Consider the following 26785-nt stretch of genomic DNA (forward strand, 5'->3'; position numbering starts at 1 on the left):
TCGCCGCGGGACCGGTCGTCGCGGCCGCCGGACGAGCGTCCGGTTCCCGAGCGGGACCGGTCGTCGCGGCCGCCGGATCCGGGGGTGCGGCCGGACGGCCGCGACGCGGTGCGTCTGGGTCGGTCGGACGGGACCGCACGAGGCGGGCGCGGGGACCGGGTGGTGCGCGGTTCGGGCATCTGCGGCGACCGACGGTAGCCCCCCGGATGCCCGGGCGGCGTCAGCCGGAGGCCCCTGCACGGTGCCTTGCGCGGACGGACGCGGCGTGTACGGCGGCACGCCGCCGTCGACGCCGATCCTGCCGCCTGCGGGCGCCGTCCGCTCCGCGCCGGTGTCAGTCGGACCCGGCGTCCCGGGCGGCCCCGGCGGCGACGGCGCGGTCGATGAAGGCGAGCTTCTCCACCACCGGCGGCGCGAGGACGAACGGGTAGAGATCCTCGTTGCCGAGGCTGCGGCTCAGCGCGTTCAGCGCGTAGCTGAGCGGCAGCCACTGCTCGAGCGCCTCGGGGAAGCGGCCGACGACGGGGTCGGCGACCCGCCCCGCGAACGTCCCCGTCGGATCGGTCACGTGCGCGGGCCCGGCGACCGAGACCCGGTAGGACGCCGCGGTCTGCACGGCGTCCCAGAGGTGCAGGTAGTGGGCCCACGTCTCGGCCCAGTCCTCCATCGGGTGCATCGTGGCGTACGAGCTGACGTGCTCGTCGGACCAGTCGTCCGGCGCGCCGTCCTTGTAGTGGCGGTCCAGCGCCTCGCCGTAGTCCTCGCGGTCATCGCCGAAGAGCTCGCGCGCCTCCGTGAGACGGGCCTCGTCGCCCGCGTCCGCGACGAGAACGGTCCAGTAGTAGTGCCCGACCTCGTGACGCAGGTGCCCCAGGACCGTGCGGTACGGCTCGTTCAGCTGGTCCCGCATCTGCTCGCGGTGCACGTCGTCCTGCTCGGCGAGGTCCATCGTGATGACCCCGTCGGCGTGCCCGGTCGTCACCGGCCCCGCCGTGCTCGACAGGAGGTCGAAGATCAGCCCGCCGTCCCGGCGCTGGCCGTCGGCGATCGGCAGGCCCAGCTCCAGGAGCTCGAAGTGCAGGCGGCGCTTGTGCCGCTCGGCGCCCGCGAACTGCTCGAGCCCCTCCTCGTCGACGTCGGCCGGCCGGGTGCGGGTCAGCGCGCAGCTGCGGCAGAACGTGTCCGGCTCGGCGCGCTCGGCGAGCCAGTTGCAGCCGATGAGGGTCGCGTTGGCGCACCGCACCTGGTCGGCGGCCGCGATCTCCTCCGGCGTGGGCTCCGGAGCGCCGAGGAGCGCCGACTCGGTCGGCTCGACCTCGTCGGGGTCGCGCGCCGGGGTGCGCCGGAGCGCCACGAGCCCCCGTACCGCAGGGTCGAACGCGATCTCTGCCCCGCAGTGCAGGCACCGGTCGCTCTCGAAGGTCACGAGGCGGGAGCAGACGGGGCAGGAGAACGCGCGCATCGGCCCACCACTGTGCCCGATCGGCGGAGCGGCAACCGGCCCGCGGGGCCGGTGCCGGTGGACGCGGGTCGCCGCTCGGGTTCGTGAGGCGGTCGTGAGGAACCCGCCCCGGTCCATCACGGGTCGTGCGAGGATGTCCGCCACGTGGCCCCTCGCCCCCGGGGGTGACGCCCGAAAGCTGACGCTCCCGTGAACCGCATCGCCGCCTTCCTCGTCTCCGTCGCCCTCCTGCTCGGCGTCGTCGCGATCGCCCAGGCGAAGGGGCGGAACTCCTTCACCGACACCAAGGGGCTCAACCGCTACACGGGGACGGCCGCGAGCGAGACCATCAAGGGCCTCGGCGGCAACGACGTGCTGGACGGCAGGGGCGGCAACGACCGGATCGACGGCGGAACGGGCAACGACGTGCTGTCCGGCGGCTTCGGGAACGACGTCATCACCGGCGGGCCCGGGAACGACCGGATCCTCGGCCAGCAGGGACGCGACACGATCTACGCCAAGGACGGCAAGGTCGACGTCATCTCGTGCGGCTCGGAGCGCGACGTCGTCTACGCCGACGCCGGAGACAACGTCCTCGGCGACTGCGAGATCAGGCGGTGAGCGCTCCGTCCGGCCGTCCCGTCGTCCTCCTCGTCGACGACGACGCCGCGATCCGCCGGACCCTCGCCCTCGGCCTCGAGCTCGAGGGGTTCTCCGTCGTCCCGGCCTCCGGGGGCCGGGCCGCGCTGGAGGCCGTCCCGCGGATCCGACCAGCGGCGGTCCTCCTCGACCTGACGATGCCGGACCTCGACGGCATCGAGGTCCTCAAGCGCCTCCGCGCCTCCGGCGAGGAGGTCCCCGTGTGCGTCCTCTCCGCGCGCGATGAGGTCGACGACCGCGTGTCCGGCCTGCAGGCCGGGGCCGACGACTACGTCGTGAAGCCGTTCGCGATCGAGGAGATCGTCGCCCGGCTGAACGCCCTGCTGCGTCGCCGGCCGCCGGACGAGGACCAGAAGCTCGTCGTCGAGGACCTGGAGCTCTGCCCGACGACCCTCACCGCCTCGCGCGGCGGGCGCGATCTCGAGCTCACCCGTCGCGAGTTCGAGCTGCTGCACCTCTTCCTCCGCCACCCGGGAGAGATCCTCGACCGCAAGCGCCTGCACGAGGACGTGTGGGGCTACACGTTCGACCCGGGCACGAACGTCGCGGACGTCTTCGTCGGGTACCTCCGTCGCAAGCTCGAGCAGGTCGGCGAGCCACGGGTGATCCACACGGTCCGCGGCGTCGGCTTCGTGCTCCGCGCCTGACCCCGTGCGTCTCCGCCTGCTCGGCGACCGACTGCGCAGGATGCGGCTGCGGAGCCTCCGGAGCCGCCTGACCATCGGCATCCTGGCGGTCCTCGTCCCCGTCCTCCTCGTCGGCGGGGCGTACGTCGCGCGGGACTCCGACCGGGCCGAGCGGCAGAGCCTCGACGACCGGATCCAGCGGACCGCGGAGCTCCTGGACCAGGCGGCGTTGGCGGTCCTCAACGGCGAGCTCGAGGAGACCGCCGACGAGCGGGAGCGCCTGAACCGCCTGCTGAGCGCGACGCGCAGCACGCTGATCGTCCGGTTCGCCGGCTTCAACTACTACGAGCGCGGGATGCCGCTCAAGGGGATCGGGAACACCCCCCTCGGGTTCTCGACCCGCACCGCCGGTGGTCGTCGAGTCCGGGTCTACACGAAGATCCTCGGCACCGACGACACCGGGGGCGTCCAGCGGCTGCAGTCGATCTCCGCGCTCACCCAGACCGAGGCGCGACAGAACGCCCTCCGTCGTCGGCTGCTCCTGGTCGGGGCGGCGATGCTGCTGCTGTCCGGCGTCGGCGTCGCCTTCGCGTCGGAGCTGGTCCTCCGTCCGCTCCGGCGGCTCCGCGGCCACGCCCGCGGCATCGAGGGCGAGGGCGACCTCGCGACCCGGGTGCCCGTCGGCGGCCCGCGCGAGGTCCGTGAGCTCGCAGGGTCGTTCAACGCGATGCTCGGACGACTCAACCGGTCGGCGGACGACCGCAACCAGGCGCTGGACGCCACCCGGCGCTTCGCCGCCGACGTCGGCCACGAGCTCCGGACCCCGCTCACGAGCGTGCAGGCCGCGCTGTCGACGATGCAGCGGCACCCCGACGTCCCGGCAGAGACCCGGTCGATGATGGTCGCCGACGCCCTCGACGACAACCGGCGGCTGGTCCTGCTCCTCGACGGACTCCAGGCGTTGGCCCGCGGCGACGCGGTGCGCGTCGAGAGGGTCGACGTCGACCTCGCGTCGGTGGTCGCCGACGCGGTCGCGGCGATCCGGGACCAGCATCCCGGGACGACGTTCGACCTGCGCCTGCCGGACGACGCGGTCGTCGTCTCCGGCTGGGAGCCCGGCCTGCGGTCGGTCACCGACAACCTGCTGCGCAACGCGGCGCGGCACGGACGCCCGGACGGCCGGGTCATCGCCGAGCTCCGGCCCGCGAGCCCGGTGCAGGGCGCGGTCCTCTTCGTCGAGGACGACGGCGCCGGCGTGGCGCCGGAGGAGCGCGATCGCATCTTCCGGCCGTTCGCCCGGGCGGCGGGCACCGAGGCCCCGGGCTCCGGCCTCGGGCTCGCGATCGTCGCCCAGCAGGTCGGCCACCACGACGCGACGGTCGCGATCGAGGACGGCGAGCTCGGCGGCGCGCGGTTCGTGGTGCGGTTCCCGCGCGCGGCGGGGTAGCGACGGGACGACGGCCGGGCCGGTGGGCCTACCGCCCGCGGACCGGGAAGCCGTCGTCGTCCTCGGCCCAGTCGAACTCCTCGTCCTCGCCGGACTCGCGGCGGCGCATCCACAGGACCGCGCCGCCGACGAGGAGGATCGGCGGTGCCGCGAACGCGAGGGCGAGCGGACCGCTCAGGTGGTGGGCGAGGACGACGAGCGTTCCGAGAAGCAGCGTCATGACGTTTCCTACGGTACCGTATCTACGGTTCCGTAGGTCATCGGGATCGCCCTCCATCTGCGAGACTGGACACGTGCCCCCTCGGCCCAAGACGACCGCCCGCCGCCGCCCGGCACCGCGGCTCCCGCCTGAGCAGCGGCGCGAGCAGCTCCTCGACACCACGCTCGAGCTCGTCACCGACGCCCGGTCGTTCGACGACGTCTCGATGGAGTCGGTCGCCCGTGCCGCCGGGGTCACCAAGCCGGTCGTCTACGACTTCTTCGCCAACCGCGGCGAGCTCCTGGCCGGCCTGATCGAGCGCGAGGAGCAGCGCACCCTCGCCGAGCTCGCGTCAGCGATCCCCGCCCCGCCCTGGCTGGACCAGGATCCCGACGACGTGCTGAAGCAGGCGATCGAGACGTTCCTCGACGCCGTCCAGCGCAACCCGCGGCGCTGGATCCTCATCCTCCACCCGGTCGAGGGCACGCCCGAGGAGATCCGCTCCAAGGTCGAGCACATCCGCGAGGGCATCGTCCGCCTGGCCACCGACCTCCTCGGCGTCGGGCTCGCGGTCCGGCAGAGCTCGACCGACATCGACCTGGACCTCGTCTCCCGCATGCTCGTGGGCAACGCCGAGGAGGGCGCCCGACTGATGCTGCAGCGCCCGGACGACTACCCCCGCGAGCGCCTCCTCGGCTTCGTCGACTGGATGACGCAGATCATCCCCCGCGAGGCGCCCTACCCGGTGAGCCTCCAGCGCACCCTGATGGAGCTCGGGCCCGACGACCCGATCCGGCTCCTGATCGCCGAGCGCGCCGGCCGCATGGCCGCGGGCGGCGGACTGCTGTAGGGCGGCGACCGCGGCGGCCCGGCGGGCGGCGCGTCCTGGCGGTCGTCCCTGGTCGGATGCCGACCATCGGTGGCCGCGGACCGGCGGCCCCTTCCGACGGCGGCCACTGGTGGCCGGATACCGACCGTCGGTGACCTCCGTCCCCGAGTCCCGCCTCGTCGACACGCCCGACGGTCACCCCCGGTCGGATACCGACCACCTCGGAACCGCGACCCCCGGCCCCTCGTCGCGGGTCCGCCGGTGCCGGAGGACCACGGTCACCGCAGGCGGCCCCACGCGCCGACCTCCACCCCTCCGAACGTGACCCCTGACGCACCCCACCGCCGAACGTGACGCCTGACGCACCCGCGTGGTGATCGACGCCTGAGAACCGGGGGACCTCCTGACGAAAGATGGATCCATCAGCGCAGGGCACCCCGCCAGGCGCACCACAGCCCCTCAGGAGACCATCATGTTCACGAAGAACCGCACCATCGCCACCGACGACCAGACGATCGCCGAGCCGCGCCGTCGCCGCCCCTCCACCGCCCACGTCACCGCCGGCATCGCGCTGTTCGTCGCCCTCGGCGGCACCAGCTACGCGGCAGGCTCGCTCGCCGCCAACAGCGTCGGCTCCTCGCAGATCAAAGCCTCGGCCGTCAAGACGAGCGAGCTCGCCTCGAACTCCGTCACGACCGCCAAGGTCAAGGACGGCTCGCTGAAGTCCACCGACTTCGCCGCCGGCCAGCTCCCGTCCGGCGCCCAGGGCGCGCAGGGCCTCCCCGGCGCCAAGGGCGACAAGGGGGAGAAGGGCGACAAGGGCGACACCGGCACCGCCGGCACGCCCGGCACCAACGGCACCGACGGCGTCTCCGGCTACCAGGTCGTGACCGGCACGTCGACGAACGTCACCACCGGCGACAACGAGATCTCGTCCGTCGTCTGCCCGGCCGGCAAGAAGCCCGTCGGCGGCGGCGTCACGATGACCGACTCGATCAGCATGTACGTCAGCCGCTCCGGCGTCAGCGGCAACGGCTGGACCGTCCGCATGTACAACGGCTCGGGCTCCACGAAGTCCTTCCAGACGCAGGTCGTCTGCATCACGGCAAGCTGACCCCGGCCACCACCCGCGGGGCGCGAGCCCCGCACCGCACCTCGAGCGCCCGGCCCCCCGGGCGCTCGGTCGTTCCGGGACGGCGACGGACGCCGTCCGCCGTCCGCCGACCGTCGGGGTCGACGCTCCGGTGTCGCCGCGCCGACCCCGGCGGGCGCTCGTCGCCTCACCCGGACACCACCCTCCCCCGCGCGGTGGACCCCGTACTCCTGCGACCGGGGGTCGGCCGGTCGAAGGACGGTCGTCCCCTTGCGGGGCCCCGGACCGGCGAGCGGTGTGCGAGGCTCGACGACGATGCCGAAAGCCCGCCGGCGCCCCTACACCCCGCGCATGCCCGCGGAGGACCGGCGCGAGCAGCTGCTCGACGCCGCCCTGCAGATCATCGCCCGTGACGGGTACGGCGCGCTGTCGATCGAGTCGATCTCGCGCGAGGCGGACGTCACGCGGCCCGTCGTCTACAACGTGTTCGACGGGCTCGACGCGCTGCTCTTCGCGCTGCTGGACCGTCAGGAGCGCCGGGCGCTCGACCAGCTGGCCGCGAAGATCTCGCTGACGCCGGACCTCAGCGACCTCGACGGCTACCTCACGCGGACGGTCCGCGACCTCGCCGGGATGGTGCTCGGCGACCCGCTCACGTGGCGGCCGATCTTCCTCGCCCACGGCGGGACGCCCGTCGCGGTGCGGGAGCGGATCGACCGCGACCGCGAGGTCGTGCGCAAGCGGATGCAGCAGGTCGTGGAGCTCGCGCTGACCCTCCGCGGGGGGCGCGACGCGCTCGATCCGACGATCGTCTCGCACGCGCTGATCGGCATCGGCGAGCACTTCGGCCGGCTGCTCCTGGAGCGGCCCGAGGCGGTCGACCTGGACCACCTCTCCGGCACCGTCAGCGCGATGCTGGCGACGATGCGCCCCTGAGCCACCCGCCGGGGGCCGCCGACGGCGACGGGCGACGGCGACGACCGGCGGCGTACGCGGGTGCCGGTGGCGGCAGCGGTCGCCGATGGCGGGGGGGAGCGCCTCGGCCTCGGTCAGTCGCCGACCGGCGCGGCCGCCCGGTCGCCCGCCGCGACCAGGGCGCGGATCGCGGCGGTGGTGCGCTCCGGGGCCTCGAGGGGCGCCATGTGCCCGACGTCCGGGAGCTCGATCATCTCGAGCACGTCCGAGAGCGCCGCGGTCATCCGCTCCGCGTGCACCGGCGGGGTCAGGCGGTCGTCGCGTCCGACGAGGACCGTCGTCGGGACGTCGATCGCGTCGAGGCCCTGCAGGAGCTCCACGCGGCTGACCGCGCTGCCGGTGTTCGCGCGGACGTCGCGCGGGCAGCTGAGCACCAGCTGCTCGGAGAACGCGACGGTGGCCGGGCTGGCGGCGCCGCAGAGCGCGACGTACCGGACCACGCGCGAGCTGATCGGCGTCGCGCGCTTCGGGATCGGCAGCTTGCTGCCGAGGAGGAGCTGCCCGAGCTCCTGCTGCACGCGCGGGCCGATGCCGGGCGCCGGGAGGATCAGCGACGAGGTGATCAGGTCGTCGAGCCCGGTCGAGAAGAGGCCGACGGCGGAGACGCGGTCGGTGAGGCTCGCGCCGTGGTCCGCCGCCCAGGCGACGATCGTCATCGCCCCGAGCGAGTGGCCGACGAGCACCGCGCGCTCGTCCGCGGGCACCGCCGCCCGGAGGACCGCCTCGAGGTCGTCGCGCTGGGCGTCGATCGAGTAGTCGCCGCCGCTCGACGGGGCGCTGCCGCCGTGGCCGCGCAGGTCGTACGCGACGATCCGGAACTCGTCCTGGAGCGCCTGGATCTGCAGGGTCCAGAACTCCAGCGCGCACGTCCAGCCGTGGACGAGCACGATCGTCGGCGCGCCCTCCGGGCCGAAGACGCGGACGCGCAGGTCGGTCCCGTCGCCCGCCCGGACCGCGAGCGGGCGGCCGTGGAGCTCGAAGTCCAGGCCCGGCTTCACGGGGTCCGCGGCGATGCGCCGGCGGTCCGCCCGGTACGCGGCCGTCCACGCCGCACCGCCGGCGGCGAGCACCGACAGCGCGGCGCCGCGGGCGAGCGGGTGCTTCGTCCGGCGGGCCCGTGCCGCTCCGGCGGCGATCGCGGGGCCCGCCGCCTTCGCCGCGCGGTCGGCCGCCGCGGCGACCGGGCGCCCGGCGTCGACGGCCGTCCGTGCGGCCTCGGCGCCGAGGCGCTGCGCCTCTCGGGCGGGGGTCGTTGCGCGGGAGCTCTTGCGCTTCATGGGCCCCATCCTACGCCTCCGTAGGAACTTTCGGGATCGAGCGGTCGGAGCAGCGCCCGGAGGTGATCCGGACGGCGCTCCCGCCGCGGCCGGTCCGTGCGGGTGCTCCGCACCGACAGGGGGCGCGGGCGTACCGTTCCTCGCGCCCTGCACGTCGCACGTCCTCACCGGCTCCTCGGCCGCCTCCCCCGATCGTCCGCGCCCACGCGGGTCGAGCTCCTCGCCGGCCTCGTCACGGCGCTCGCGCTGATCCCCGAGACGATCTCCTTCTCGATCGTGGCCGGGGTCGACCCGCGCGTCGGGCTGCTCTCGTCGTTCACGTTCTCCGTGGTGATCGCGCTGGTCGGCGGCCGCACGGCGATGGTCTCGGCCGCCGCCGGGTCGATGGCGCTCGTCGCCGCGCCCTTGGTGCGGCACCACGGGTTCGAGTACCTCGTGCTCGCGACCGTGCTGGCCGGGACGATCCAGCTGGCGCTGGCTCGCGCCGGGATCGCCGAGCTCCTGATGCGGCTGCCCAGGGGCGTGACCCTCGGGTTCGTCAACGGCCTGGCGATCCTGATCTTCCTGGCCCAGATGCGGCACGTCGTGTCCGTGACGGTCGTCGTCCTCGCCCTCGTCGGGGTCGCGATCCTGTTCGCCGGCCGGGCGCGCAGCATCCGCTTCCCGCCCTCGCTCATCAGCACGACCGTGCTGACCGTCGCGGCGGTCGGGCTCGCGCTCGGCGTGCCGACCGTCGGCGACGAGGGCACCCTGCCGACCGGCCTGCCCGGGTTCCACGCGCCCGACGTGCCGATCGCGTGGGCGACCCTGTGGACCGTCCTGCCGACGGCGCTGAGCCTCGCCGCGGTCGGGCTCGTCGAGTCCCTCCTGACCGCCGGGCTGCTGGACCGCGTGACGGAGACCGACTCCCCGAAGCGGCGCGAGGCCTACGGGCAGGGCGTCGCGAACGTCGTCACCGGCTTCTTCGGCGGCCAGCCCGGCTGCGCGATGATCGGCCAGTCGCTGCTGAACGTGGAGACCGGCGGTCGCGGTCGCGTGTCGACCCTGGCCGCGGGCGCGTGGCTGCTCGTCCTCGTCGTCCTGCTGCACCCGCTGATGGAGGTCCTGCCGATGGCGGCCCTCGTCGCGACCATGATCGTCGTCGCGCTGACGACGTTCGACTGGGAGTCCGTCGGACCGCGCCGCCTGCGCGTCGCCCCGGTCGCGGAGAGCGCGGTGATGGTGCTGACGACCGGTGTGGTCGTCGCGACGTCGAACCTCGCCTACGGCGTCGCCGCCGGCGCGGCGCTCGCGTGGGTCTGGGTCCGGGCGTCGCGGGGCGGGGGCTGCGCTGCGCGGGACAGGAGCCGGGCGACCGGGATCGAGACGTCGGGGGACCCGGCGGTCGGGGTACGGGCGACGGGGGTCGAGGCTTCCGAGGAGCCGGCGCCCACGACGCCTGGCGCCGGCACGCTGGGTGGCGGACCGCGCGACAGCAGGGCTGGGGACCCCGAACCGGGCACGATCTCGTCCTGAGGCGCCTCCGGACGCGACCGTGAACGCGTCACCGGCTCACTCGGTGGGGGCGCAGTTTCGAGCGCCGGCCCGGCGGTCGCTCCCGGGTGGCGTGCGTTCCTGCGGCCTGGGCCCCGGCACCAGGCCCCGGTTCTGCCGCCCGTACGCGCCCGCCGGCCCGCCCACGCGCCCGCGATCCCGCCGCCTCAGGCCGCCGCGGGCGACGGGCCGTGTGGTCGGTGGTCGTCCTCGTCGACGGGGACGACCTCGGCGTCCGGCGACGGGCGCCCGATGGCGGCCAGCGCGATCGCGCCCGGCAGCGCCGGGAGCCAGGTGGACACGAGGCGCTGCGTGAGGCTGGCGAGGACGGCCACGCCGCCGGGGACGCCGAAGGCGATCAGCATGCCGAGCAGACCGGCCTCGACGCCGAGGCCGCCCGGGATCGGCAGGAGGTTCGCGACCTGGCCGATCAGGTACGCCATGCAGATGTCCAGCACGTTCGGCGACGCGCCGAACGCGTGGCACGCCGCCCAGAGGACCGCGGCGTCGGCGAGCCACCAGAGCGCGCCGCCGAAGATCGCCGGATCACGCTCCCGGACGAGGGTGGAGACCGTGTGGACCCCGTCGTCGAGGGTGCCGGGGATCGACGCGAGGGCGCGGGCGATCTTGCCCTCGCGCTCCGAGGTCGACCCCGCCAGGCGGCGCAGCGCGGAGCGCCCGAGGACCGCCACGACGAGCAGCAGCACCGCGATGCCGGCCGGCACGATCGTGATCGCGTTGTGGCCGTGACCGAAGACGAACAGCGCGAAGCCGCAGACGGCGATCAGCAGGACGAACCAGACGTAGATGATCGCGATCTGCGCGGCGACGGTGGCGGCGGCGTGACGGGCGTCGAGCCCGTGGCGGCGGAGCGCGAACGTCGTCGACGCGATGCCGCCGGCGCCCGCGGTGGCGAGGAGGCGCGTCGCCGCGACCCCGGCGAGGACGATCCGCCAGCTCGTGAAGCGCGGCAGCATCAGGCCGGCGCGGCGCGCGGTCGCGTTGAAGACGTAGACGTACCCGGCGAACGAGAAGCCCTCGAGCACCACCGCGACGATCAGCCAGACGGGGTCGCCGGTGCGGACCTTCTGCCACGTGTCGTTGAGGAATCCGACGTGCGGCGCCAGCAGCCGGACCACGATGATCATGACGAGGATCGCCCCGATGCCGATCAGGACCCGCTTGAACAGGCCGCTGGTCGTCGGGGCCTCGTGGTCCTCCGGCGGCCCGCTCGGGACCTCGGGCGCCGACGGGGCGTCCGGATCCCTGGGGAACGGATGACCCGTCCCGGCTGGTTCCTGGTTGGGCTCTGAATCGACCACGGTGGTCCGTGTCGTCGCAGCCGGACCGTCCGGATCGCCTGGTGGCTCGTCCGGGTCGGACGGGCTGTGCCGCCCGAGCTGCACCTGTGCATCCTCGCACGCCACCACCCTCGGCGCGATGGCTGGGGAGTTTCGTGCCCCGGTATCGTCCCGCCCCACGCGGCGATCCGGGAAACGCAGTGCGAGTCTGCGACGGTCGCGCCACGGTGACCGACCGGACCCCGGGGACGAGCCGGTGCCGCCCCCTCGGGGCGCGGCGCGGCGGTCCCCGGGGTCCGGTCGGGAGTCCGAGCTCCGGGTCGACGTGGGGAGGGGCGCCGTCCGGGCGCGGTCGTCGTCGTGCCCGTCGCGGCGCCGGCCGCCGGCCCTCGGTGCCCCCGAAGGACGCGTCATCCGACAAGAAGGCCCCCGTTGCTCCGCTTCGTCACCACCGCCGACACCGAGATCCTGGCCACCGCCGCCGCGGTCCCGCAGCTGCCGGAGGACTTCCCGGCCGTCCGCTGCGCCAACCCGGCGCATCACGGCGACGCGGCCGCCCTCGTCGACGACCTCCTCGACGGCGCGCGCGTCGTGCTCGTCCGGCTGCTCGGCGGCCGGCGTGCGTGGGAGCAGGGCTTCGACCTGCTGCACGCCCGGTGCACCGCGGACGGGATCGCGCTGATCGCCGTCGGCGGCGAGGCCGAGCCCGACGCCGACCTCGCCGCCCGGTCGACCGTGTCGTCCGGTGTCGTGGCCGAGGCGCACGACTACCTGCGCCACGGCGGCGTCGAGAACACCGCCCAGCTCCTGCGGTTCCTCGGCGACACCCTGCTCGTCCGCGGCGACGGCTTCGACGCCCCGCGGGCGCTGCCCGACCACAGCGCGTGGGATCCCGAGCGGGGCGACGTGTCGGTCGACGCCGCGCTGGCCGCGGCGCGCGAGCGGATCGTCGCCGCCGAGGGCGGGGCGGTCGACGGCGGGACCGGCGCCCCCGCGTCCGCCGGCAACGCCGCCGGCCCCGGCGGCACGCCCCTCCCCGACGCCGACGCGCAGGTCGTCGACCCGGCCCGCCGCTCCGGAGCGCTCGGGCTGCCGGTCGACGAGCGGCCCGTGGTCGGGATCGTCTTCTACCGCTCGCACCGCACGGCCGGGAACACCGGCTTCGTCGCGGCGATCGCCGAGGCCGTCGCGGCCGAGGGCGGCGTCCCGCTCCCGGTCTGGTGCTCGTCGCTCCGGCCCGGCACCGACGGCCGGATCGCGGCGCTGGACCTGCTGACGACGGCGGACGGGGACGCCCGCGTCCCGATCGTCGACGCGCTGCTGACCACCGTCCTCGCGTCCGGCGGATCGAACGCCGGCGACGTGACCGGCGCCGCCGACGGTGACGACGACGGCCGCAACGACGCCTGGCAGACCTGGGACGTCGCGCAGCTCGAGGAGCTCGGCGTGCCCGTGATCCAGGCCGCCGCCGCGACCCAGCCCCGTGATCGCTGGGCCGAGAACCCCGCCGGCCTGACCCCGCTGGACGTCGCGATGCAGGTCGCCATCCCCGAGTTCGACGGCCGGATCCTGGGCGGCGTCGTGTCGTTCAAGGAGCGGGAGGCCGCCGAGGACGAGGACGTCGCCGACGTCGGCACCCCGATCATGCGGTACGTCGCCGACCCCGCCCGCGCGCGGCGCGTCGCCGGCCTGGCCGTCCGCCACGCCCGCCTGCGGCGCCTGCCGGCGGCGGAGCGGAGGATCGCGATCGTCCTCTCCTCCTCCCCCACGAAGCACTCGCGGATCGGCAACGCCGTCGGGCTCGACACGCCCGCGTCGGCCGTCGAGCTGCTGCGCGCGCTGATCGCGGACGGCCAGCGGGTCGACGCGTCGGTGGTCCCGGCGCTGCAGGAGGCCCTCGACGCGCCGAGCATCACCGCCGCCGAGGCGACCGCCGCCGGCGAGGCCCTGATCCACGCGCTGATCCAGCGCGGCGGGCATGACCCGGAGCTCCTGACCGACGACCAGCTCGCCGCCAACCCGTACCGCCTGCCGGGAGCGGAGTACGCCGCGTGGTTCGCGACGCTCCCCGAGGGCCTCCGGTCGATCGTCGAGCGCGACCACGGTCCCGGGTACGTCTTCGACGACGGCGAGCCCGCGCTGCGCGCCGACGGCACCCCGGTCACCACGGACGCGAAGGGCCGTCCCCGCGCCGGGACCTGGACCGCCGGTGGTCGTGCCGGGATCGAGCCGCAGTACACCTTCGAGGGCGACGTCGTCGTCGCCGGTCTCGAGCTGGGCGATGTCTTCTTCGCGATCCAGCCGCCGCGCGCGACGTCCGAGGAGGACGCCGCCGCGCTGTCCCACGACGCCGAGCGCGCCGCGCCGCACCACTACTTCGCGGTCTACCGCTGGCTCGAGTCCCACTGGGGCGCCGACGCGATGGTCCACCTCGGCAAGCACGGGACGCTCGAGTGGCTGCCGGGCAAGTCGATCGGCCTGTCGTCGGAGTGCCACCCCGACGCGATCCTCGGCTCGCTGCCGCTGGTCTACCCGTTCGTCGTCAACGACCCCGGCGAGGGCGTGCAGTCCAAGCGCCGGGTGCACGCGACGATCGTCGACCACCTCGTGCCGCCGATGATGCGCGCGGAGACCTACGACGAGCTCCAGGAGCTCGAGCACCTGCTCGACGAGTACGTGCGCGTCGAGGCGCTCGACCCCGAGAAGCTGCCGGCGCTGGCCCGCCGGATCTGGGAGGTCGTCGAGTCCGCGGACCTCCACCACGACCTCGGCCTGCACGAGGCGGAGGTGGCGAGCTTCCGGAGCACCGGTGCCGGCGCGGACGCCGCCGAGCTCCAGCACCACCTCGAGCACCTCGTGTCCGACATCGACACCTACCTCTGCTCGATCAAGGACCTCCAGGTCCGGGACGGCCTGCACGTCCTCGGCCGCGTGCCCGACGAGGAGCAGCTGCGCGGCCTCGCCGTCGCGATCATGCGCCTGGGCTCGGGCGACCTGCCCGGCCTGCGGGTCGTCGTCGGCCGGGCGTTCGGCCTGGACGAGGACGCGCTGGTCGCCGCGGGCGGGGCGCGGCTGTCCGCGCCCGCCGTGACGGCGGAGGATCCGTTCGGTGCGCGGCTCGGGCCGGGCGGAGAGGCCGCCGGGCGGCTCGAGGGCGACGACGGCGCGGCGGGGGATGCGGCCGGTGCCGCCGGGAGCGCGAACGCCACCGGTTCTGCGTTCGCGTCGCCTGGCGACGACAACGCGACATCCGTGCCAGGTGAAGCCGCGGCCACCGGCCACGACAGCGCCGATGCTGCGTTCGCGTCGCACGGCGACGACAACGCAGAATCGGATCGCGTCGCCGTCGGCCACGACGCCCCGGCCGCCGACGACAGCCCCCTCGCCACCGTCCGCGTCGGGATCCCGGCCAGCGACTCGCCCGACCTGGCCGCCCTGGTGGACCGCTTCCCCGGCCCGGCCGCGACGGCCGGCGACGTCGTCGACCGCCTCGACGCCGCCCAGCGCGCGCTGCTCGACGCGCTCGGGGACGCGGGCTGGCCGTCTGACGCGGCGGCGATCCGCGACCTGACCACGGCGACGCTCGGCCGCGGGCACGCCGAGACCGAGCGCGTCCTGCGCTACGCGGCGGCCGAGGTCGTCCCGCGGATCCGCCGCTCGACCGAGGAGCTCGACCACGTCGTCGGCGCGCTGAACGGCCGCTACGTGCCGTCCGGCCCCTCGGGCTCGCCGACGCGCGGGCGCCTCGACGTCCTGCCGACCGGCCGGAACTTCTACGGGGTCGACCCGAAGGCCCTGCCGAGCCAGCTCTCGTGGGACACCGGGAGGCGCCTGGCCGACGACCTCGTGCGCCGGCACGTCGAGGAGGAGGGCCGCGCGCCCGAGCAGATCGGCATCGTCGTCTGGGGCACCGCCAACATGCGCACGCACGGCGACGACATCGCGGAGATCTTCGCGCTGCTCGGCGTCGAGCCGGTCTGGCACCGCGAGACCCGCCGCGTCACGTCGCTGCGGGTGATCCCGCTCGAGGAGCTCGGTCGTCCGCGGATCGACGTCACGGTCCGCATCTCGGGCTTCTTCCGGGACGCGTTCCCGCAGCTCATCGCGCTGATCGACGAGGCCGTCGCGACGGTCGCCGCGCTCGACGAGACCGACGAGGAGAACTTCGTCGCGAAGCACGTCCGTGAGGACGAGTCGCGGCTGCTCACCGACCTGCTCGAGCAGGCGGCGCTCGGCGGTGACGCGACGAGCGAGCAGGCGACGGCGCAGCGCACGAAGGCCCGTCGTCGCGCGACGACCCGCATCTTCGGCTCGAAGCCCGGGACGTATGGCGCCGGGCTGCTGGAGCTCGTCGACAACCGCAGCTGGCACGACCAGGGCGACCTGGCCCGCGTCTACGAGGCGTGGGGCGGCTACGCCTACGGCAAGGGCCTCGACGGCGCGGAGGCCCACGCGTCGATGCGCGAGCAGTTCGGGCGCATCGAGATCGCGGTGAAGAACCTCGACACGCGCGAGCACGACATCTTCGACTCCGACGGGTACTTCCAGTACCACGGCGGCATGGTCGCGATGGTCAAGGCGATCACCGGCCAGGAGCCCAAGGCGTGGCTCGGCGACTCCGCCGACCCGACGACGGTCGAGACTCGCACGCTGGCCGAGGAGGCCCGCCGCGTCGTCCGGTCCCGCGTCCTGAACCCGCGCTGGGTCGCCGGCATGATCCGCCACGGCTACAAGGGCGCGATGGAGCTGTCGGTCACCGTCGACTACCTCTTCGGCTACGACGCCACCGCCGGCGTCGTCGAGGACTGGATGTACGACAAGGTCACCGAGCGGTACGTGAACGACCCGGACGTCCGGGCGTTCCTCTCGCGGTCCTCCCCCTGGGCACTGCGGTCGATCGCCGAGCGCCTGCTCGAGGCCGCCGACCGCGGCCTGTGGGCGGAGCCGGACGAGGCGCAGCTCGAGCAGCTGCGCGACGTCCTGCTCGAGGTCGAGGGCGAGGTCGAGGAGGCGGGGCAGGCCTAGGTGGTGCGGGTCGCTGCAGGTTCTTGCCGCCCGACCGCAGGTTCCTGCAGCGGGGCAGGCCAGCCGGCCCGGCCAGCGGCCCCGGCCAGCCGGTCCGGCCCGGCCAGGCGTCCCCCGGCCGGTCCACGTCGGACGGCGCTCAGTCCGCCGCGATCGGCTCCCGCTGCGCCCGCGTGGAGCCCACCGGGACGTCGTCCAGGCCCAGGTGGCTGCGCAGGGTCGTACCCTCGTACTGCGTGCGGAAGGCGCCGCGGCGCTGGAGCTCCGGGACGACCTGGTCGACGAAGTCGTCGAACGTGCCCGGGGTGTGGGCCGCGGAGACGATCCAGCCGTCGGCCTCGCCGTGCTCGACGGCGTCCTGGATCTGGTCGGCGACGTCCGCGGCGGTGCCCACGAACTGCGGCAGGAGGACACCCTGGGCGTAGAGCTTGCCGACGTCGCGGAGGGTCAGCGAGTCGCGCTCCGACAGGCGGCGGGCGACGTCGAACAGACCCTGCGAGCCGGGGACGTCGATCTGGTCGATCGGGGCGTCGAGGTCGTGGGTCGAGAAGTCGTGGTCGGTGTGGACCGAGAGCGTGATGAGGCCCGAGATCGGGTCGGCCAGCTCGTTGTGGAACGCCTGCTTCTCGCGGGCGATCGACTCGGTCTCGCCGATGAACGGCACGAACGCCGGGAAGATCTTCACCTGCTCCGGGTCGCGCCCGAAGTCCGACGCGCGGGACTTCACGTCGTCGTAGTAGGCGCGGCGGCCCTCGGGGGTCGGGTCGATCTCGAAGATCGCCTCCGCCCAGCGCGCCGCGAAGTCCTTGCCCTTCGGCGACGAGCCGGCCTGGATGAGGACCGGGCGGCCCTGTGGCGAGCGCGGGACGTTCAGCGGGCCCTTGGACTTGAAGAACGCGCCGTCGTGGTCGACCTCGTGGACCTTCGACGGGTCCGCGAAGACGCCGGAGACCTTGTCGCGCACCAACGCGTCGGGCTCCCAGCTGTCCCAGAGCTTCGAGGTGACCTCGAGGAACTCCTGGGCGCGCTCGTACCGCAGGTCGTGCTCCAGGTGCTCGTCGACCCCGAAGTTCAGCGCCTCCGCCTGCGACAGCGAGGTCACGACGTTCCACGCTGCGCGGCCCTTGCTGACGTGGTCGAGGCTCGCGAAGATGCGCGCGACCTCGTAGGGGTGGAAGTACGTCGTCGACTTCGTGATCGCGACGCCGAGGTGCTCGGTGACCGCCGCAATCGTGGCCGCCGCGAAGGCCGGGTCGATCGTCGCGGACGCCTGCGTGCCGCGGCGCAGGGCCTCGTCGAGGCCGCCGAAGCGCGTCGGCGCGGCGAGGAGGTCGGCGAAGAAGACGAAGTCGAACTTCCCGCGCTCGAGGGTCCGGCCGACCCGCTGGTAGTGGTCGGGGCCGAAGACGTCGGGCTCCGATGCGGGGTGGCGCCACGCGGCGTGGGAGTGGGTGACCTGGGAGGCGATCTGGAAACCGCCGAGGTGGAGCTGTCGGGTCATCGCTGCCTTTGCAAGGGGGTCGGGAGCGGCGCCGGGACGCGCCTCCTCTCCAAAGTATCAATACCTGATCTAAATTCATCTAATTAGACGGTGAACCCGGACGCACGGCGGTCGCGTGGGCGGCTCGCGGGCCGTCCCCGGGGTCGAGGCCGTCCGCCTCGCGGCGGCCGTCACTCGCCCGGTCGCACCCCGGCCCAGTGGAGCCGCAGGTCCATGCGCGGGAACGGCGGCGCGTCGGTCGAGGCGCGGTAGGCGTCGAGGGCGCGCGGGCCCCGGGCCGCGAACGCCTCCTCCACCCGCTCGACGTAGGCCGCGCTCACGACCGCCCGCCCCTCCGCGACGGCCTCCGCCGTCAGCGCGCGGGTGGCGGCGGTCGCGGTGTAGATCCAGACCGGGCCCATGATCGGCACGGCACCGCTGGGAGGCGGCGACGGCGTGGCGCTCGCGAACGCCGCCACGCGATCGCCGTCGGGTCGAGTCGCCGTGACGCCCCCGGACGCCGGCCCGCCGTCGCCTCGCCCCGGGACCGGATCCGGCCGGAACCGCGCGCCCACCTCGAGCCGCTCGTACCCGCGCTCGCGGGCGTCCGTCCGGGCGAGGCCGTCGGCGTCGACCGGGAGCGCCAGCACGTTCATGGCCGACGCGCGGTCCTCGTCGGCGCTCAGGGCCGCGACGACGACGTCCGGCCGGCGGCCGTCGGCGTCGCGGTGGTGCTTGCCGTCGTGCTCCGCGGCCGCGTTGTCGAGCCCTGCCGCCCACGTCCGCCGCATCCCCTCGACCGTGCCCATCACCGCCCGCCCCTCGACCGCCATCCGGCGCACGAGCGGGTCGTCGGGGTCGACGAGGCTGCCGAACCCGAGGACCCAGCCGACCGTCGCCGCGGGCGTCCCCGCGGCCGGGGCGGCCGCCCCGGGCCCGTCCGGGACCCGGCCGGCGGTCACGCCGCGGTCGCCGCCCAGGTGACGCGGCCGTCGGCCTCGCCCTGCACGACGGCCCCCTCGTCCTCGAGGAGCTCGAGCGACGCCAGGAGCGCCCCGAGCCGCGTCAGGCCGTGCCGCTCCGAGGGGACGCCGCGCCAGACCTCGAGCCCCAGGTCCCAGGTGCCGCGCGGCTCGGGCGTCAGGGCGTCGCGGACGCGGCCGGTCCGCCGGTCCAGCGCGCCCCGGCGGTCCGCGTGCAGCGCGGCGACGTCGGCGAGCGCCGGGCCGTGCCCCGTGAGCGCGAGCAGGCCGGGGATCGCCGCCGTCTCCTCCAGCGCACGGAGGTACGTCGCGGCCGGTCGCTGGTCGGTCCCGAGCATCGACCCGAGCACCGGGGTCAGCGGGGCGGCGCGGAAGACGTGGTCGCCCACGAACGCGACCGGGCGCCCCGGGACCACCGGGTCTGACTCGACGAAGAGCGTGTCCGTGGGGCTGTGGCCGGGACGGACCCGGACGACGAGGTCGTGGTCGCCGGCGCGGACGACGTCGCCCTCGGTGAGGACCCGCGCGGTCGGTGCCACGGGCAGGCCGCGCACGAGGGGCTCCCCGGCACGGGCCAGGTCGAGCAGGCCGTCGGGGGCGCCGTGCCGGGCGATGTGCGCCTCGCCCCAGCCGACCTCGCGGACGAGCAGGGCGTGCGGGTCGGCGATCGCGTCGGCGACCGGTCGGGTCGCCGCGATCGGCACGCCCGTCTGCCCGTGGATCTCGGCCGCGAGGCCCATGTGGTCGAGGTGGTGGTGCGTCACCAGCAGGAGCTCGAGCGCGTCCAGCGACGAGCCGGCGGTGCGCAACCCGGCCTCCAGGTCCTCGAGGGCGCCGGGCAGCGGCATCGCGGCGTCGACCAGCGTGGTCGGGCCGTCACCGCGGACGAGGTGGACGTTCACCCCGCCCGCGATCCCGAACAGCGGCAGCGCGATCCGCGTGATGCCGGGCGCGACCTCCTCGACGAGGGGCGACTCGGTGGACGTCCCGGCCATCGGGTCAGGCCTCGCCGAGCTCCCGCTCGTACATCCGCCAGCGCTTGACGACCACGCCGCTCATCGCCTGGAGGCTCTTGTTCATCGCCTTGTTGGTCTCGAGGATCCAGCCGGCCTCGCCGGCCTTCAGGGGCGACGTGGCGCCGACGTCGTACTGGGCCTCGTAGAGCGCGGCGCCCGCGCCGGTGACCATGTGCTCGGGCTTGACGCCGAGGAAGCCGACGCGGAGCTGGTCGACGATCCGGTGCCGCCGCAGGTAGTGCAGCCAGCCGAACGGGAGCAGCCGGCCCTTCATCCGCTTGAGGACCTGGTTGATGTCCATCACCGTGACCGACATCCCGATGACCTCGCCGTCCTTCTCGGCGATGAGGTACCAGCCGGGGCTGTGCACGAGCCGCAGCTCGAACGCCCAGGCGTCGAGGTCCTCCTCGCGGAACGGGCTGTAGCCCCAGTTCTCCGACCACGCCTGGTTGTAGACGTCGGCGAAGGCGTCGAGCTCCTTCCGCAGGCCGCGCATCCGCATCGGGCGGACGACGACCCCGTTCTGCTCGCGGGCCCGCGCGCCCATGCGCAGCAGCGCCGGTCGCACCTTGTCCCGGCCGGCGACCTCGAGCCAGTAGGAGAGGAGGTCGACGGCCTTGGTCAGCCCGGCCTCCTCCAGGCGCTCCCCGTAGTAGGGCGGGTGCCACGGCTGGCGGACGAGCGGCTCGCGCTCGAAGCCGTCGACCAGGACGCCGCACTCGTCGTTCATCCCGAAGTCCATCGGCCCGACGATGCGGTCGCAGCCCTGCCCGCGGACCCACGCCTCGGCGGCGTCCAGGAGCGCGCGGACGACCTCGGGGTCGTCCTCGAACTCGATGAAGCCGAACAGGCCGCGACGGGCGTCGTGGTGCTCGTTGTACGAGTCGTCGACGTGCGCGGTGATGCGGCCGACGACCCGTCCGTCGCGCCAGGCGAGGAAGTACGTGCCGCGCCCGTGGGAGAAGAACGCGTTGAGCTTCTGGACCAGGAAGATCCAGCGCTCGAGCCGCAGCGGCGGGATCCAGGGCGTGCCCGCGTGCAGGCGGTACGGGAGGTCGATGAACCGCCGCAGGTCGGCGACCGAGCGGACGGGCCGGACCTCGACCGCACCGGTCGCGCTGGAGGGTGTGCGGGGCGGGGCGGCGACGGTCATCTGCGGGCTCCGGGCACCCGCCCGGGACGCCCAACGGTATCCGTCGGCGACGCGGGCCCGCCCCGCGGGCGCGGAGGCGCCACGCCCGGGTCGCCGCCCGTCCCGGCGCGGGAGCGTCAGTCGCCGAGGAGGAACGTCTCGACCGCGGCGTCCGCCCGCACGTCGATGCCGCTGACGAACGCCCGCACGCTGCGGCCCGTCGCCTCCTCGACCGGGCCGCGCATCGCGTCCTCCGTGGCGTGCTGGTAGAAGGACCGGACGTCCCGGAGCCGCTGGTGCTCGCCGAGCTCCACGAGTCGCCGCTCGGCGGGGGTCTGGGTGTCCTCGAGGACGCAGACGACCGCGTCCGGCCCGGCGAAGAACGTCTTGACCTTCGTCGGCCCGCGGCCGAACTGCGCCTTGTAGATCTGCGCCATCGCGTTGGAGATGGCCTGCAGCGGGCTCTCGTGCTGGGTGGTGAGGGTGTCGGCGGGTTCCACGGCGCGGCTCGGCGGGTCGGGGTCGTCGGAGAGCGAGGTGGTTCGCTCCACAACGATTACGCTCGACGGACGAATCTGGTTGCGCTGCCGGGTGTGACGTCGGCCGGGACCGCCTGCACCGGTCGCGGTCAGCGCCCGGGCACGACGTCCGCGTGCACCTCGACGTCCAGGGCCTGCAGCTGGACGTCGCGCAGGACCCCGAGGACGGCGTCCTGGGGCACCCCGCCCGTCGCCCGCGCACCGGTCCGGCGTGAGCGCCCGCCGGCGTCCCGGGCGCGCCCGGGGCCGACCTGGAGCAGGCACCCGGGGCACCGCATCGGGCGGGTGGGGAACGGACGCGGGGCGTCCTTCTGGAGGAGCTGCCGGCAGTGGGGGCAGAAGGCGTGCTCGTCGTTCATGGCGAGGTCGAACGTACCCCGTCCACGGGACGCCATGCGCTCCTGGGGCGACATCGGTGCGGGCGCCCCGGGGACCGGCCGGCCCGGTCGGGGGCGCCGTGTGGCCAGGTGCAGCCGAGACCCGCGTCCCTGCCGCCCGGGCGACCTCGCACGCGTCCGCGGGGCGCCCCGGCGGTTCGGCTACCCTCGGCGGATGAGCGATGCGCGTGGTCCCTCGTCCGAAGCACCGGCCGGCGAGGCCCGCACGGAGCCGTCGTCCGTCGAGGATCGTTCAGCCGACCTCGCGCCGGACGCCGGGCCCCGCACGAGCGGGGCGGGCCAGAGCTCGCCGACGCTCGAGATCTCCAACGCGATCGTGCGGCTGATGAAGCAGCACTACGGCAAGGGGCCGACGAGCGTCCGGACGCACCTGCTCGGCGACGCCGTGGTCGTCCTGACCCACGGCGGGTTCACGAAGGTCGAGCACACGCTGAACGAGCTCGGCCACGAGGACGCCGTGATCGACCAGCGCCAGACGTTCAAGGACGCGATGACCGAGCCGCTCCGGGACGTCGTCGCGCAGGCCCTCGGCCGCGAGGTCCTCGCCGTCCTGAGCGCGACCCACGTGGACCCCGACATCGCCTGCGAGACGTTCATCCTCGCGCCGGTGCGGACCGCCCCCGCCGACTGACGGCGCCGGCGGCGGGGCGTCGGCCGGCGCCGTGGATGCGACGCCGGCCGCTCGCCGGGCCCTCCGCTACCCGGACGACCCCGGCCGCACCCGGACCGTCGCCGCAGGCGGCCACGTGGGCGCGAGTGTGCGATGGTCGCCGCGTGCACGCCGAGGACGACAGGGCGCAGGAGGACGCGGCTCCGGCATCAGGACCGGTGGACGCGGCGGACGGGACGACGGAGCTCCCCGTCGCTCCGGCCCCGATGGAGCCCGCCGGGCAGGACGCCGATCCGGCCGTCCGGGAGCGCGCGCGGCGCTTCGGTCGACGCGCGCGCGAGCTCAACGAGGACGAGCGGGTCCTCGACGCCGTCGCGCGGATGCGTCGCCGGCTCCCGGGCGACGACCGCCTCGGCGACCCGCTCTCGACGTCGGACCAGGGGCGCGACGCGACCCTCACCCGCCGGATCGCGCGTCTCGCCGGCCAGACGACGGGCGGCGCGGTTCACGAGGTCGGGATGGGCGCGCTCCAGGTCTGGCAGGCGGCCGCCGAGCGCAACAACCGCGGCCGCGGCACCGTCGACCTGACGGTGCTGTTCACCGACCTCGTCGGCTTCTCGCACTGGGCGCTGGAGGCCGGGGACGCCGCCACGCTCCTGCTGCTGCGCGAGGTCGGCGGCGCGCTGGAGCCCGCGGTCGCCCGCAACCGCGGCACGGTCGTCAAGTGGCTCGGCGACGGCATGATGGCGGTCTTCCGGCAGCCGATCGACGCGCTGCACGCCGTCGAGCGGGGCCGCGCCGCGCTCGACGGGATCGAGATCGCGGGGTACCAGCCGCACATCCGGGCCGGCATGCACGTCGGTCGGCCCCGCAAGGTCGGGGCGGACTACCTCGGCGTCGACGTGAACATCGCGGCCCGCGTCTCCCAGGCCGCGGGGACCGACGAGCTGCTGGCGTCCGGCGCGGCGGTCGCGGCGATGGACCCGGACCTCGTCGAGGCGAAGCGCCGGAAGCGGTTCCGCGCCAAGGGCGTCCCGCCCGAGCTCGAGGTGCACGCGGTCCGCAGCCGCTGAGGGGAGGGGGCCGGGTCCCGCCCCGGGCACGGCTCAGGGCGCCCGGGCGCCTCAGCCGCTCGGGGCGCCCGGCCCGCGTCCGAGGAGCCGGTCGTCGACGAGCTCCTCGACCTCGGCCTCCGCCGTGGCCTCGGGGTCCCGCGTCCGGGTGCGGCGGCGCAGGGGGTGGACGACGCGCCCGGCGATCCGGTCGATCTGCGCGAGGGACCCGCCCATGCCCTCGACCTGGTCCTCCATGCGGTCGACGGCGGCGTACATCGCGTCGACGGCCCCGCGGAGGTGCGTCACGTCGGGCGGCAGGCGCCCGATCTCGGCCTTGAGGTCCTCGACCGCACCGATCACGTCGCGGATGTCGGTCCGCATGCCCTTCATGTCGTCGCGGACCTCGGAGAGCACGTTCAGCTCCTTGCGCAGCAGCTCGATCGAGCCCGGCAGCGTGCGCAGGGCGCGCTCGAGCGACACGACGGCGTCGAGCGCGGCCTCGATCCGCGGCAGCAGCTGGGGGAATCCGATGTTCGGCACGGGGACGCGCATGGGACGACCGGCAGCCTCTTCCCCGAAGGACCGTCCGTCAAGCGGTGGGGACGGATTTCCGCTGCTCGGCGCGCTCGGCGACGACGCGCTCGTCACCGCCGGCGGCCACCGTCGCGGACCCGAACGAGCGGCCCAGGGCACGCACCTCGGCCTCCATCGCCGGGACCATCTTCTTGGCCTCGTGCTTGATGATCAGGTCGCCGATCGGGCTGATCGTCAGGGTGCGCAGCAGCGAGAACCACACGAGCGAGCGCGGCACGTAGACCTTCCGCCTCCGGCGCTGGATCCCGTCGGCGAACGCCTCGGCGCAGGCCTCGACCGACGTCGTCGACCCGAGGGGGCCGGGGAGCTTGTTGCGCGCCTGGCGGAACGTCTTCAGGTCGTCCTCGGTGTCGCGGACGAGGTCGGTGTCGATCCAGCCGGGGTGGGCCGAGCCGACGCGGACGCCCTTGTGGGCGACCTCGAGCCGCAGGACGTTGGCGAACGCCTCGGCGCCGGCCTTCGACGCGCAGTAGGCGGCCATGCCCGGCAGGACCGTGAAGGCGGCGAGCGACGCGACGACCAGGACGTAGCCCTTGCGCTGCTCGACGTGCGGGAGCGCGGCGGACACCGTCCGGATCACGCCGTTGAGGTTCACGTCGACCGTGCGGACGAGCGCGTCGGCCGGGTTGACCGCGACCGTGCCGTTGTTCGCGACGCCGGCGTTGGCGACGACCGCGTCGATGCCGCCGAGCTCGGCGACCGTGCCGGCGACGGCGGCCTCGATCGCCGCCTGGTCGGTGACGTCGGCCTCGAACCACGCGTGCTTCTGCGTCGTGGCGGCGCTCAGCTCCTCCGCCAGCGCGCGGAGCAGGTCGGGCTCCATGCCGACGAGCGACACGCTGGCACCGCGTCGGGCGAGCACCCGGGCGGTCTCCGCCCCGATGCCGCGGGCGGCCCCCGTGATCAGCACGACCTGACCCTGCACGCTCTTGTTCATGCCCGGAGGCTACTGGACCGTAGGGTGGAGCGCGACACAGACGGGGACTGGTCCTACTCGCGAGTAGGTGCACCGGACCTCGGCCTCCCCGACATCGCGGATCGCGAGTCGACGACCTCCCGCCGGTCGGGTCTTCGATCCGCGCGGAGTTCGACCTCGACTCGTTCGTCCGGGCCTTCGTCGTCGCGATCGCGCTCGCCTCGCTCGTGTTCGTCTGGAAGGCCGTCACGGACACGAAGGGCCGCGAGCTCGAGGACATGCGAGGCGCTCAGGTAGCGTCCGCCCGGCTTTGGCCGCCGTCCGCTTCCCCTTCTCCGCCCTCGTCGGACAGGACGACCTGCGACGGGCGCTCCTCATCAACGCGGTCGCACCCGACGTCGGCGGCGTCCTCGTGCGCGGCGAGCGCGGGACGGCGAAGACGACCGCGGTGCGCGCGCTCGAGACGCTGCTGCCGCCGGTCGACGGTCGGCCGGCACCGCTCGTCGAGCTGCCCGTCGGCGCCACCGTCGACCGCGTCGTCGGCACCCTCGACCTCGAGCGCGCGCTCCAGGACGGCGAGGCCGTGCTCCAGCCGGGCCTGCTCGCCCGGGCGCACCAGGGGATCCTCTACGTCGACGAGGTCAACCTGCTGGGCGACCACCTCGTCGACGTGCTCCTCGACGCGGCCGCCCAGGGCGAGGCGGTCGTCGAGCGCGACGGCGTGTCCGTCCGCCACGACGCGCGGTTCGTGCTCGTCGGGACGATGAACCCCGAGGAGGGCGACCTCCGGCCCCAGCTGCTGGACCGCTTCGGCCTGTCCGTGACGGTCGCCGGGTCGAAGGACCCCGGGGTCCGCGCCGAGGTCGTCCGCCGGCGCCTGGCGTTCGAGGCCGACCCCGCGGGCTTCGCGGCGCGGTTCCGGGACGAGGAGGAGCAGACCGCCGCGACGATCGCCGACGCGGCCCGGCGCCTCCCCGCCGTCGTCCTCGGCGACCGCATGCTCCGGCTGATCACGGGCGCCTGCGCGCGCCTCGGGGTCGACGGCATGCGGGCGGACCTCGTCGCCGCGCGCTGCTCCCGCGCGATCGCCGCGCTCGAGGGCCGCGACGAGGTGCAGGAGGAGGACGTCCACGCCGCGATGCTCCTGACCCTCCCCCACCGCCGCCGCCGCGGCCCGCTGGACCCCCCCGGTCTCGAGCCCGAGGAGCTCGACGACGCGCTCGACGAGGCCCGCGAGGACGACGCCGGGAATCCCGACGCCGACCCCGACGGCACGCCGCCCGGCGGGGACGACCCGCAGGGGCCCGGCGACGACGGCGACGGGTCCGGCGGCCCGGGCGACGACGGGTCCGGTCCGCGGTCGTCCGGCGGCACGCCCCCGCCGGCCGGCGGCGCCCCGGGGCCGTCCGCCGAGGGGCGTCCCGACGCGGACCCGGCGGACCGCGATCCGCAGGGTCGGCCGGACCCGCGCGATCGGCCGCACCTGCGCGACCCCGCGGACGACCCGCCCGCGTCCCCGGGCGGCGCCCCGCCGCCCGATGCGGACGCCGACAGACCGCAGGCCGACGACGCGGCGTCCGGTCGCCCGCCGTCGTCGCAGGGCCCCGCGCTCCAGGACCGCCCGTACGCCCCGGGCGCCGCGGCGCGCGAGCGGAC

General features: G+C 74.9%; 23 protein-coding genes. 11 read left to right on the forward strand and 12 right to left on the reverse strand.

The features are described from left to right. Positions 1-334 precede the first annotated feature (334 nt). Entirely contained in the window at positions 335-1462 is a 1128-nt protein-coding gene (locus tag PATMI_RS0100265) for a zinc-binding metallopeptidase family protein (RefSeq protein ID WP_026909403.1), read from the reverse strand. A 189-nt stretch (positions 1463-1651) separates the two neighbouring features. Here PATMI_RS0100265 and PATMI_RS0100270 point away from each other — a divergent pair, with 189 nt between their 5' ends. From PATMI_RS0100270 to PATMI_RS33485, 3 genes are read left to right on the forward strand one after another with little or no spacing between them, the layout of a single operon-like run. Then, positions 1652-2062: a calcium-binding protein gene (locus tag PATMI_RS0100270; RefSeq protein ID WP_026909404.1), complete on the forward strand. Its 411-nt coding sequence runs from the start codon at positions 1652-1654 to the stop codon at positions 2060-2062. Further along, the gene (locus PATMI_RS0100275) at positions 2059-2748 is read left to right on the forward strand and encodes a response regulator transcription factor (RefSeq protein ID WP_026909405.1); all 690 of its coding nucleotides are present in this window, start codon (positions 2059-2061) and stop codon (positions 2746-2748) included. The genes PATMI_RS0100270 and PATMI_RS0100275 overlap by 4 nt, the downstream gene beginning before the upstream one ends. Before the next feature lie 4 nt (positions 2749-2752). Then, entirely contained in the window at positions 2753-4174 is a 1422-nt protein-coding gene (locus PATMI_RS33485) for a HAMP domain-containing sensor histidine kinase (RefSeq protein ID WP_051470875.1), read from the forward strand. A 28-nt stretch (positions 4175-4202) separates the two neighbouring features. Here the strand turns inward: PATMI_RS33485 and PATMI_RS0100285 are convergent, their stop codons facing one another. Continuing rightward, entirely contained in the window at positions 4203-4394 is a 192-nt protein-coding gene (locus PATMI_RS0100285; RefSeq protein WP_026909406.1) for a hypothetical protein, read from the reverse strand. Positions 4395-4467: 73 nt separating this feature from the next. Between PATMI_RS0100285 and PATMI_RS26140 the strand changes: the two genes are divergently transcribed. From PATMI_RS26140 to PATMI_RS33490, 3 genes are all read left to right on the forward strand, one after another. Next, positions 4468-5223: a TetR/AcrR family transcriptional regulator gene (locus PATMI_RS26140; RefSeq protein ID WP_051470876.1), complete on the forward strand. Its 756-nt coding sequence runs from the start codon at positions 4468-4470 to the stop codon at positions 5221-5223. A 451-nt stretch (positions 5224-5674) separates the two neighbouring features. Continuing rightward, positions 5675-6316 carry a collagen-like triple helix repeat-containing protein gene (locus PATMI_RS0100295; RefSeq protein ID WP_026909407.1) on the forward strand — a complete coding sequence of 214 codons (642 nt, stop codon included), beginning with the start codon at positions 5675-5677 and terminating at the stop codon, positions 6314-6316. A gap of 294 nt (positions 6317-6610) precedes the next feature. Then, positions 6611-7231, forward strand: coding sequence for a TetR/AcrR family transcriptional regulator (locus tag PATMI_RS33490; protein ID WP_157260533.1), 621 nt, complete (start codon positions 6611-6613; stop codon positions 7229-7231). A 113-nt stretch (positions 7232-7344) separates the two neighbouring features. Here PATMI_RS33490 and PATMI_RS0100305 read toward each other — a convergent pair whose 3' ends face one another. Then, positions 7345-8547, reverse strand: a complete 1203-nt coding sequence (locus tag PATMI_RS0100305; RefSeq protein ID WP_051470878.1) for an alpha/beta fold hydrolase — start codon at positions 8545-8547, stop codon at positions 7345-7347. Positions 8548-8649: 102 nt separating this feature from the next. Between PATMI_RS0100305 and PATMI_RS26150 the strand changes: the two genes are divergently transcribed. After that, positions 8650-10062, forward strand: coding sequence for a SulP family inorganic anion transporter (locus tag PATMI_RS26150; protein WP_051470879.1), 1413 nt, complete (start codon positions 8650-8652; stop codon positions 10060-10062). A 185-nt stretch (positions 10063-10247) separates the two neighbouring features. On the opposite strand, the gene PATMI_RS0100315 is transcribed toward PATMI_RS26150, so the two are convergent. After that, a complete protein-coding gene (locus PATMI_RS0100315) occupies positions 10248-11402 on the reverse strand; it encodes a lysylphosphatidylglycerol synthase transmembrane domain-containing protein (protein ID WP_169738301.1) in 1155 nt (384 codons plus the stop codon). 411 nt (positions 11403-11813) lie between these two features. On the opposite strand from PATMI_RS0100315, the gene PATMI_RS35565 reads away from it, so the two are divergent. Continuing rightward, positions 11814-16406, forward strand: coding sequence for a cobaltochelatase subunit CobN (locus tag PATMI_RS35565; RefSeq protein WP_157260535.1), 4593 nt, complete (start codon positions 11814-11816; stop codon positions 16404-16406). A 139-nt stretch (positions 16407-16545) separates the two neighbouring features. Here the strand turns inward: PATMI_RS35565 and PATMI_RS26165 are convergent, their stop codons facing one another. From PATMI_RS26165 to PATMI_RS0100350, 6 genes are all read right to left on the reverse strand, one after another. Then, on the reverse strand, positions 16546-17907 hold the full coding sequence (locus PATMI_RS26165) for an LLM class flavin-dependent oxidoreductase (protein WP_051470880.1): 1362 nt from the start codon (positions 17905-17907) through the stop codon (positions 16546-16548). A gap of 170 nt (positions 17908-18077) precedes the next feature. After that, complete coding sequence (locus tag PATMI_RS0100330; RefSeq protein ID WP_026909410.1) at positions 18078-18848, reverse strand: hypothetical protein; 771 nt, start codon at positions 18846-18848, stop codon at positions 18078-18080. Beyond that, the gene (locus PATMI_RS0100335) at positions 18845-19864 is read right to left on the reverse strand and encodes an MBL fold metallo-hydrolase (RefSeq protein ID WP_026909411.1); all 1020 of its coding nucleotides are present in this window, start codon (positions 19862-19864) and stop codon (positions 18845-18847) included. Before PATMI_RS0100335 ends, PATMI_RS0100330 begins: the two co-directional genes overlap by 4 nt. Before the next feature lie 4 nt (positions 19865-19868). After that, on the reverse strand, positions 19869-21038 hold the full coding sequence (locus tag PATMI_RS26170; protein ID WP_051470881.1) for a GNAT family N-acetyltransferase: 1170 nt from the start codon (positions 21036-21038) through the stop codon (positions 19869-19871). 116 nt (positions 21039-21154) lie between these two features. Then, positions 21155-21568, reverse strand: a complete 414-nt coding sequence (locus tag PATMI_RS0100345; RefSeq protein WP_026909412.1) for a Na-translocating system protein MpsC family protein — start codon at positions 21566-21568, stop codon at positions 21155-21157. Positions 21569-21645: 77 nt separating this feature from the next. Beyond that, positions 21646-21915, reverse strand: a complete 270-nt coding sequence (locus PATMI_RS0100350) for a hypothetical protein (protein WP_026909413.1) — start codon at positions 21913-21915, stop codon at positions 21646-21648. A gap of 193 nt (positions 21916-22108) precedes the next feature. On the opposite strand from PATMI_RS0100350, the gene PATMI_RS0100355 reads away from it, so the two are divergent. Both PATMI_RS0100355 and PATMI_RS0100360 read left to right on the forward strand, forming a co-directional pair. After that, positions 22109-22585 (forward strand): Na-translocating system protein MpsC family protein, encoded by a 477-nt coding sequence (locus tag PATMI_RS0100355; protein ID WP_026909414.1) that lies wholly within the window; start codon positions 22109-22111, stop codon positions 22583-22585. A 143-nt stretch (positions 22586-22728) separates the two neighbouring features. Next, positions 22729-23637 carry an adenylate/guanylate cyclase domain-containing protein gene (locus PATMI_RS0100360; protein WP_211241672.1) on the forward strand — a complete coding sequence of 303 codons (909 nt, stop codon included), beginning with the start codon at positions 22729-22731 and terminating at the stop codon, positions 23635-23637. A 51-nt stretch (positions 23638-23688) separates the two neighbouring features. Here PATMI_RS0100360 and PATMI_RS0100365 read toward each other — a convergent pair whose 3' ends face one another. Both PATMI_RS0100365 and PATMI_RS26175 read right to left on the reverse strand, forming a co-directional pair. Next, positions 23689-24171, reverse strand: a complete 483-nt coding sequence (locus PATMI_RS0100365) for a hypothetical protein (RefSeq protein ID WP_026909416.1) — start codon at positions 24169-24171, stop codon at positions 23689-23691. A 37-nt stretch (positions 24172-24208) separates the two neighbouring features. Beyond that, positions 24209-25150 carry an SDR family oxidoreductase gene (locus tag PATMI_RS26175; protein WP_051470882.1) on the reverse strand — a complete coding sequence of 314 codons (942 nt, stop codon included), beginning with the start codon at positions 25148-25150 and terminating at the stop codon, positions 24209-24211. A 289-nt stretch (positions 25151-25439) separates the two neighbouring features. On the opposite strand from PATMI_RS26175, the gene PATMI_RS37080 reads away from it, so the two are divergent. Beyond that, positions 25440-26785: magnesium chelatase ATPase subunit I (locus tag PATMI_RS37080; protein WP_036726488.1), on the forward strand; the 1346-nt coding region annotated here is incomplete at its 3' end.

Origin of the sequence: Patulibacter minatonensis DSM 18081 (assembly GCF_000519325.1) — a bacterium.
In the GTDB taxonomy this organism is placed as follows: Bacteria; Actinomycetota; Thermoleophilia; order Solirubrobacterales; family Solirubrobacteraceae; genus Patulibacter; species Patulibacter minatonensis.

Coding starts and splice junctions, on each gene's coding strand:
- PATMI_RS0100265 (WP_026909403.1), bottom strand. CDS start 1,462: ATGCGCGCGTTCTCCTGCCCCGTCTGCTCCCGCCTCGTGACCTTCGAG.
- PATMI_RS0100285 (WP_026909406.1), bottom strand. CDS start 4,394: ATGACGCTGCTTCTCGGAACGCTCGTCGTCCTCGCCCACCACCTGAGC.
- PATMI_RS0100295 (WP_026909407.1), top strand. CDS start 5,675: ATGTTCACGAAGAACCGCACCATCGCCACCGACGACCAGACGATCGCC.
- PATMI_RS33490 (WP_157260533.1), top strand. CDS start 6,611: ATGCCGAAAGCCCGCCGGCGCCCCTACACCCCGCGCATGCCCGCGGAG.
- PATMI_RS0100305 (WP_051470878.1), bottom strand. CDS start 8,547: ATGAAGCGCAAGAGCTCCCGCGCAACGACCCCCGCCCGAGAGGCGCAG.
- PATMI_RS26165 (WP_051470880.1), bottom strand. CDS start 17,907: ATGACCCGACAGCTCCACCTCGGCGGTTTCCAGATCGCCTCCCAGGTC.
- PATMI_RS0100335 (WP_026909411.1), bottom strand. CDS start 19,864: ATGGCCGGGACGTCCACCGAGTCGCCCCTCGTCGAGGAGGTCGCGCCC.
- PATMI_RS26170 (WP_051470881.1), bottom strand. CDS start 21,038: ATGACCGTCGCCGCCCCGCCCCGCACACCCTCCAGCGCGACCGGTGCG.
- PATMI_RS0100350 (WP_026909413.1), bottom strand. CDS start 21,915: ATGAACGACGAGCACGCCTTCTGCCCCCACTGCCGGCAGCTCCTCCAG.
- PATMI_RS0100355 (WP_026909414.1), top strand. CDS start 22,109: ATGAGCGATGCGCGTGGTCCCTCGTCCGAAGCACCGGCCGGCGAGGCC.
- PATMI_RS0100365 (WP_026909416.1), bottom strand. CDS start 24,171: ATGCGCGTCCCCGTGCCGAACATCGGATTCCCCCAGCTGCTGCCGCGG.
- PATMI_RS26175 (WP_051470882.1), bottom strand. CDS start 25,150: ATGAACAAGAGCGTGCAGGGTCAGGTCGTGCTGATCACGGGGGCCGCC.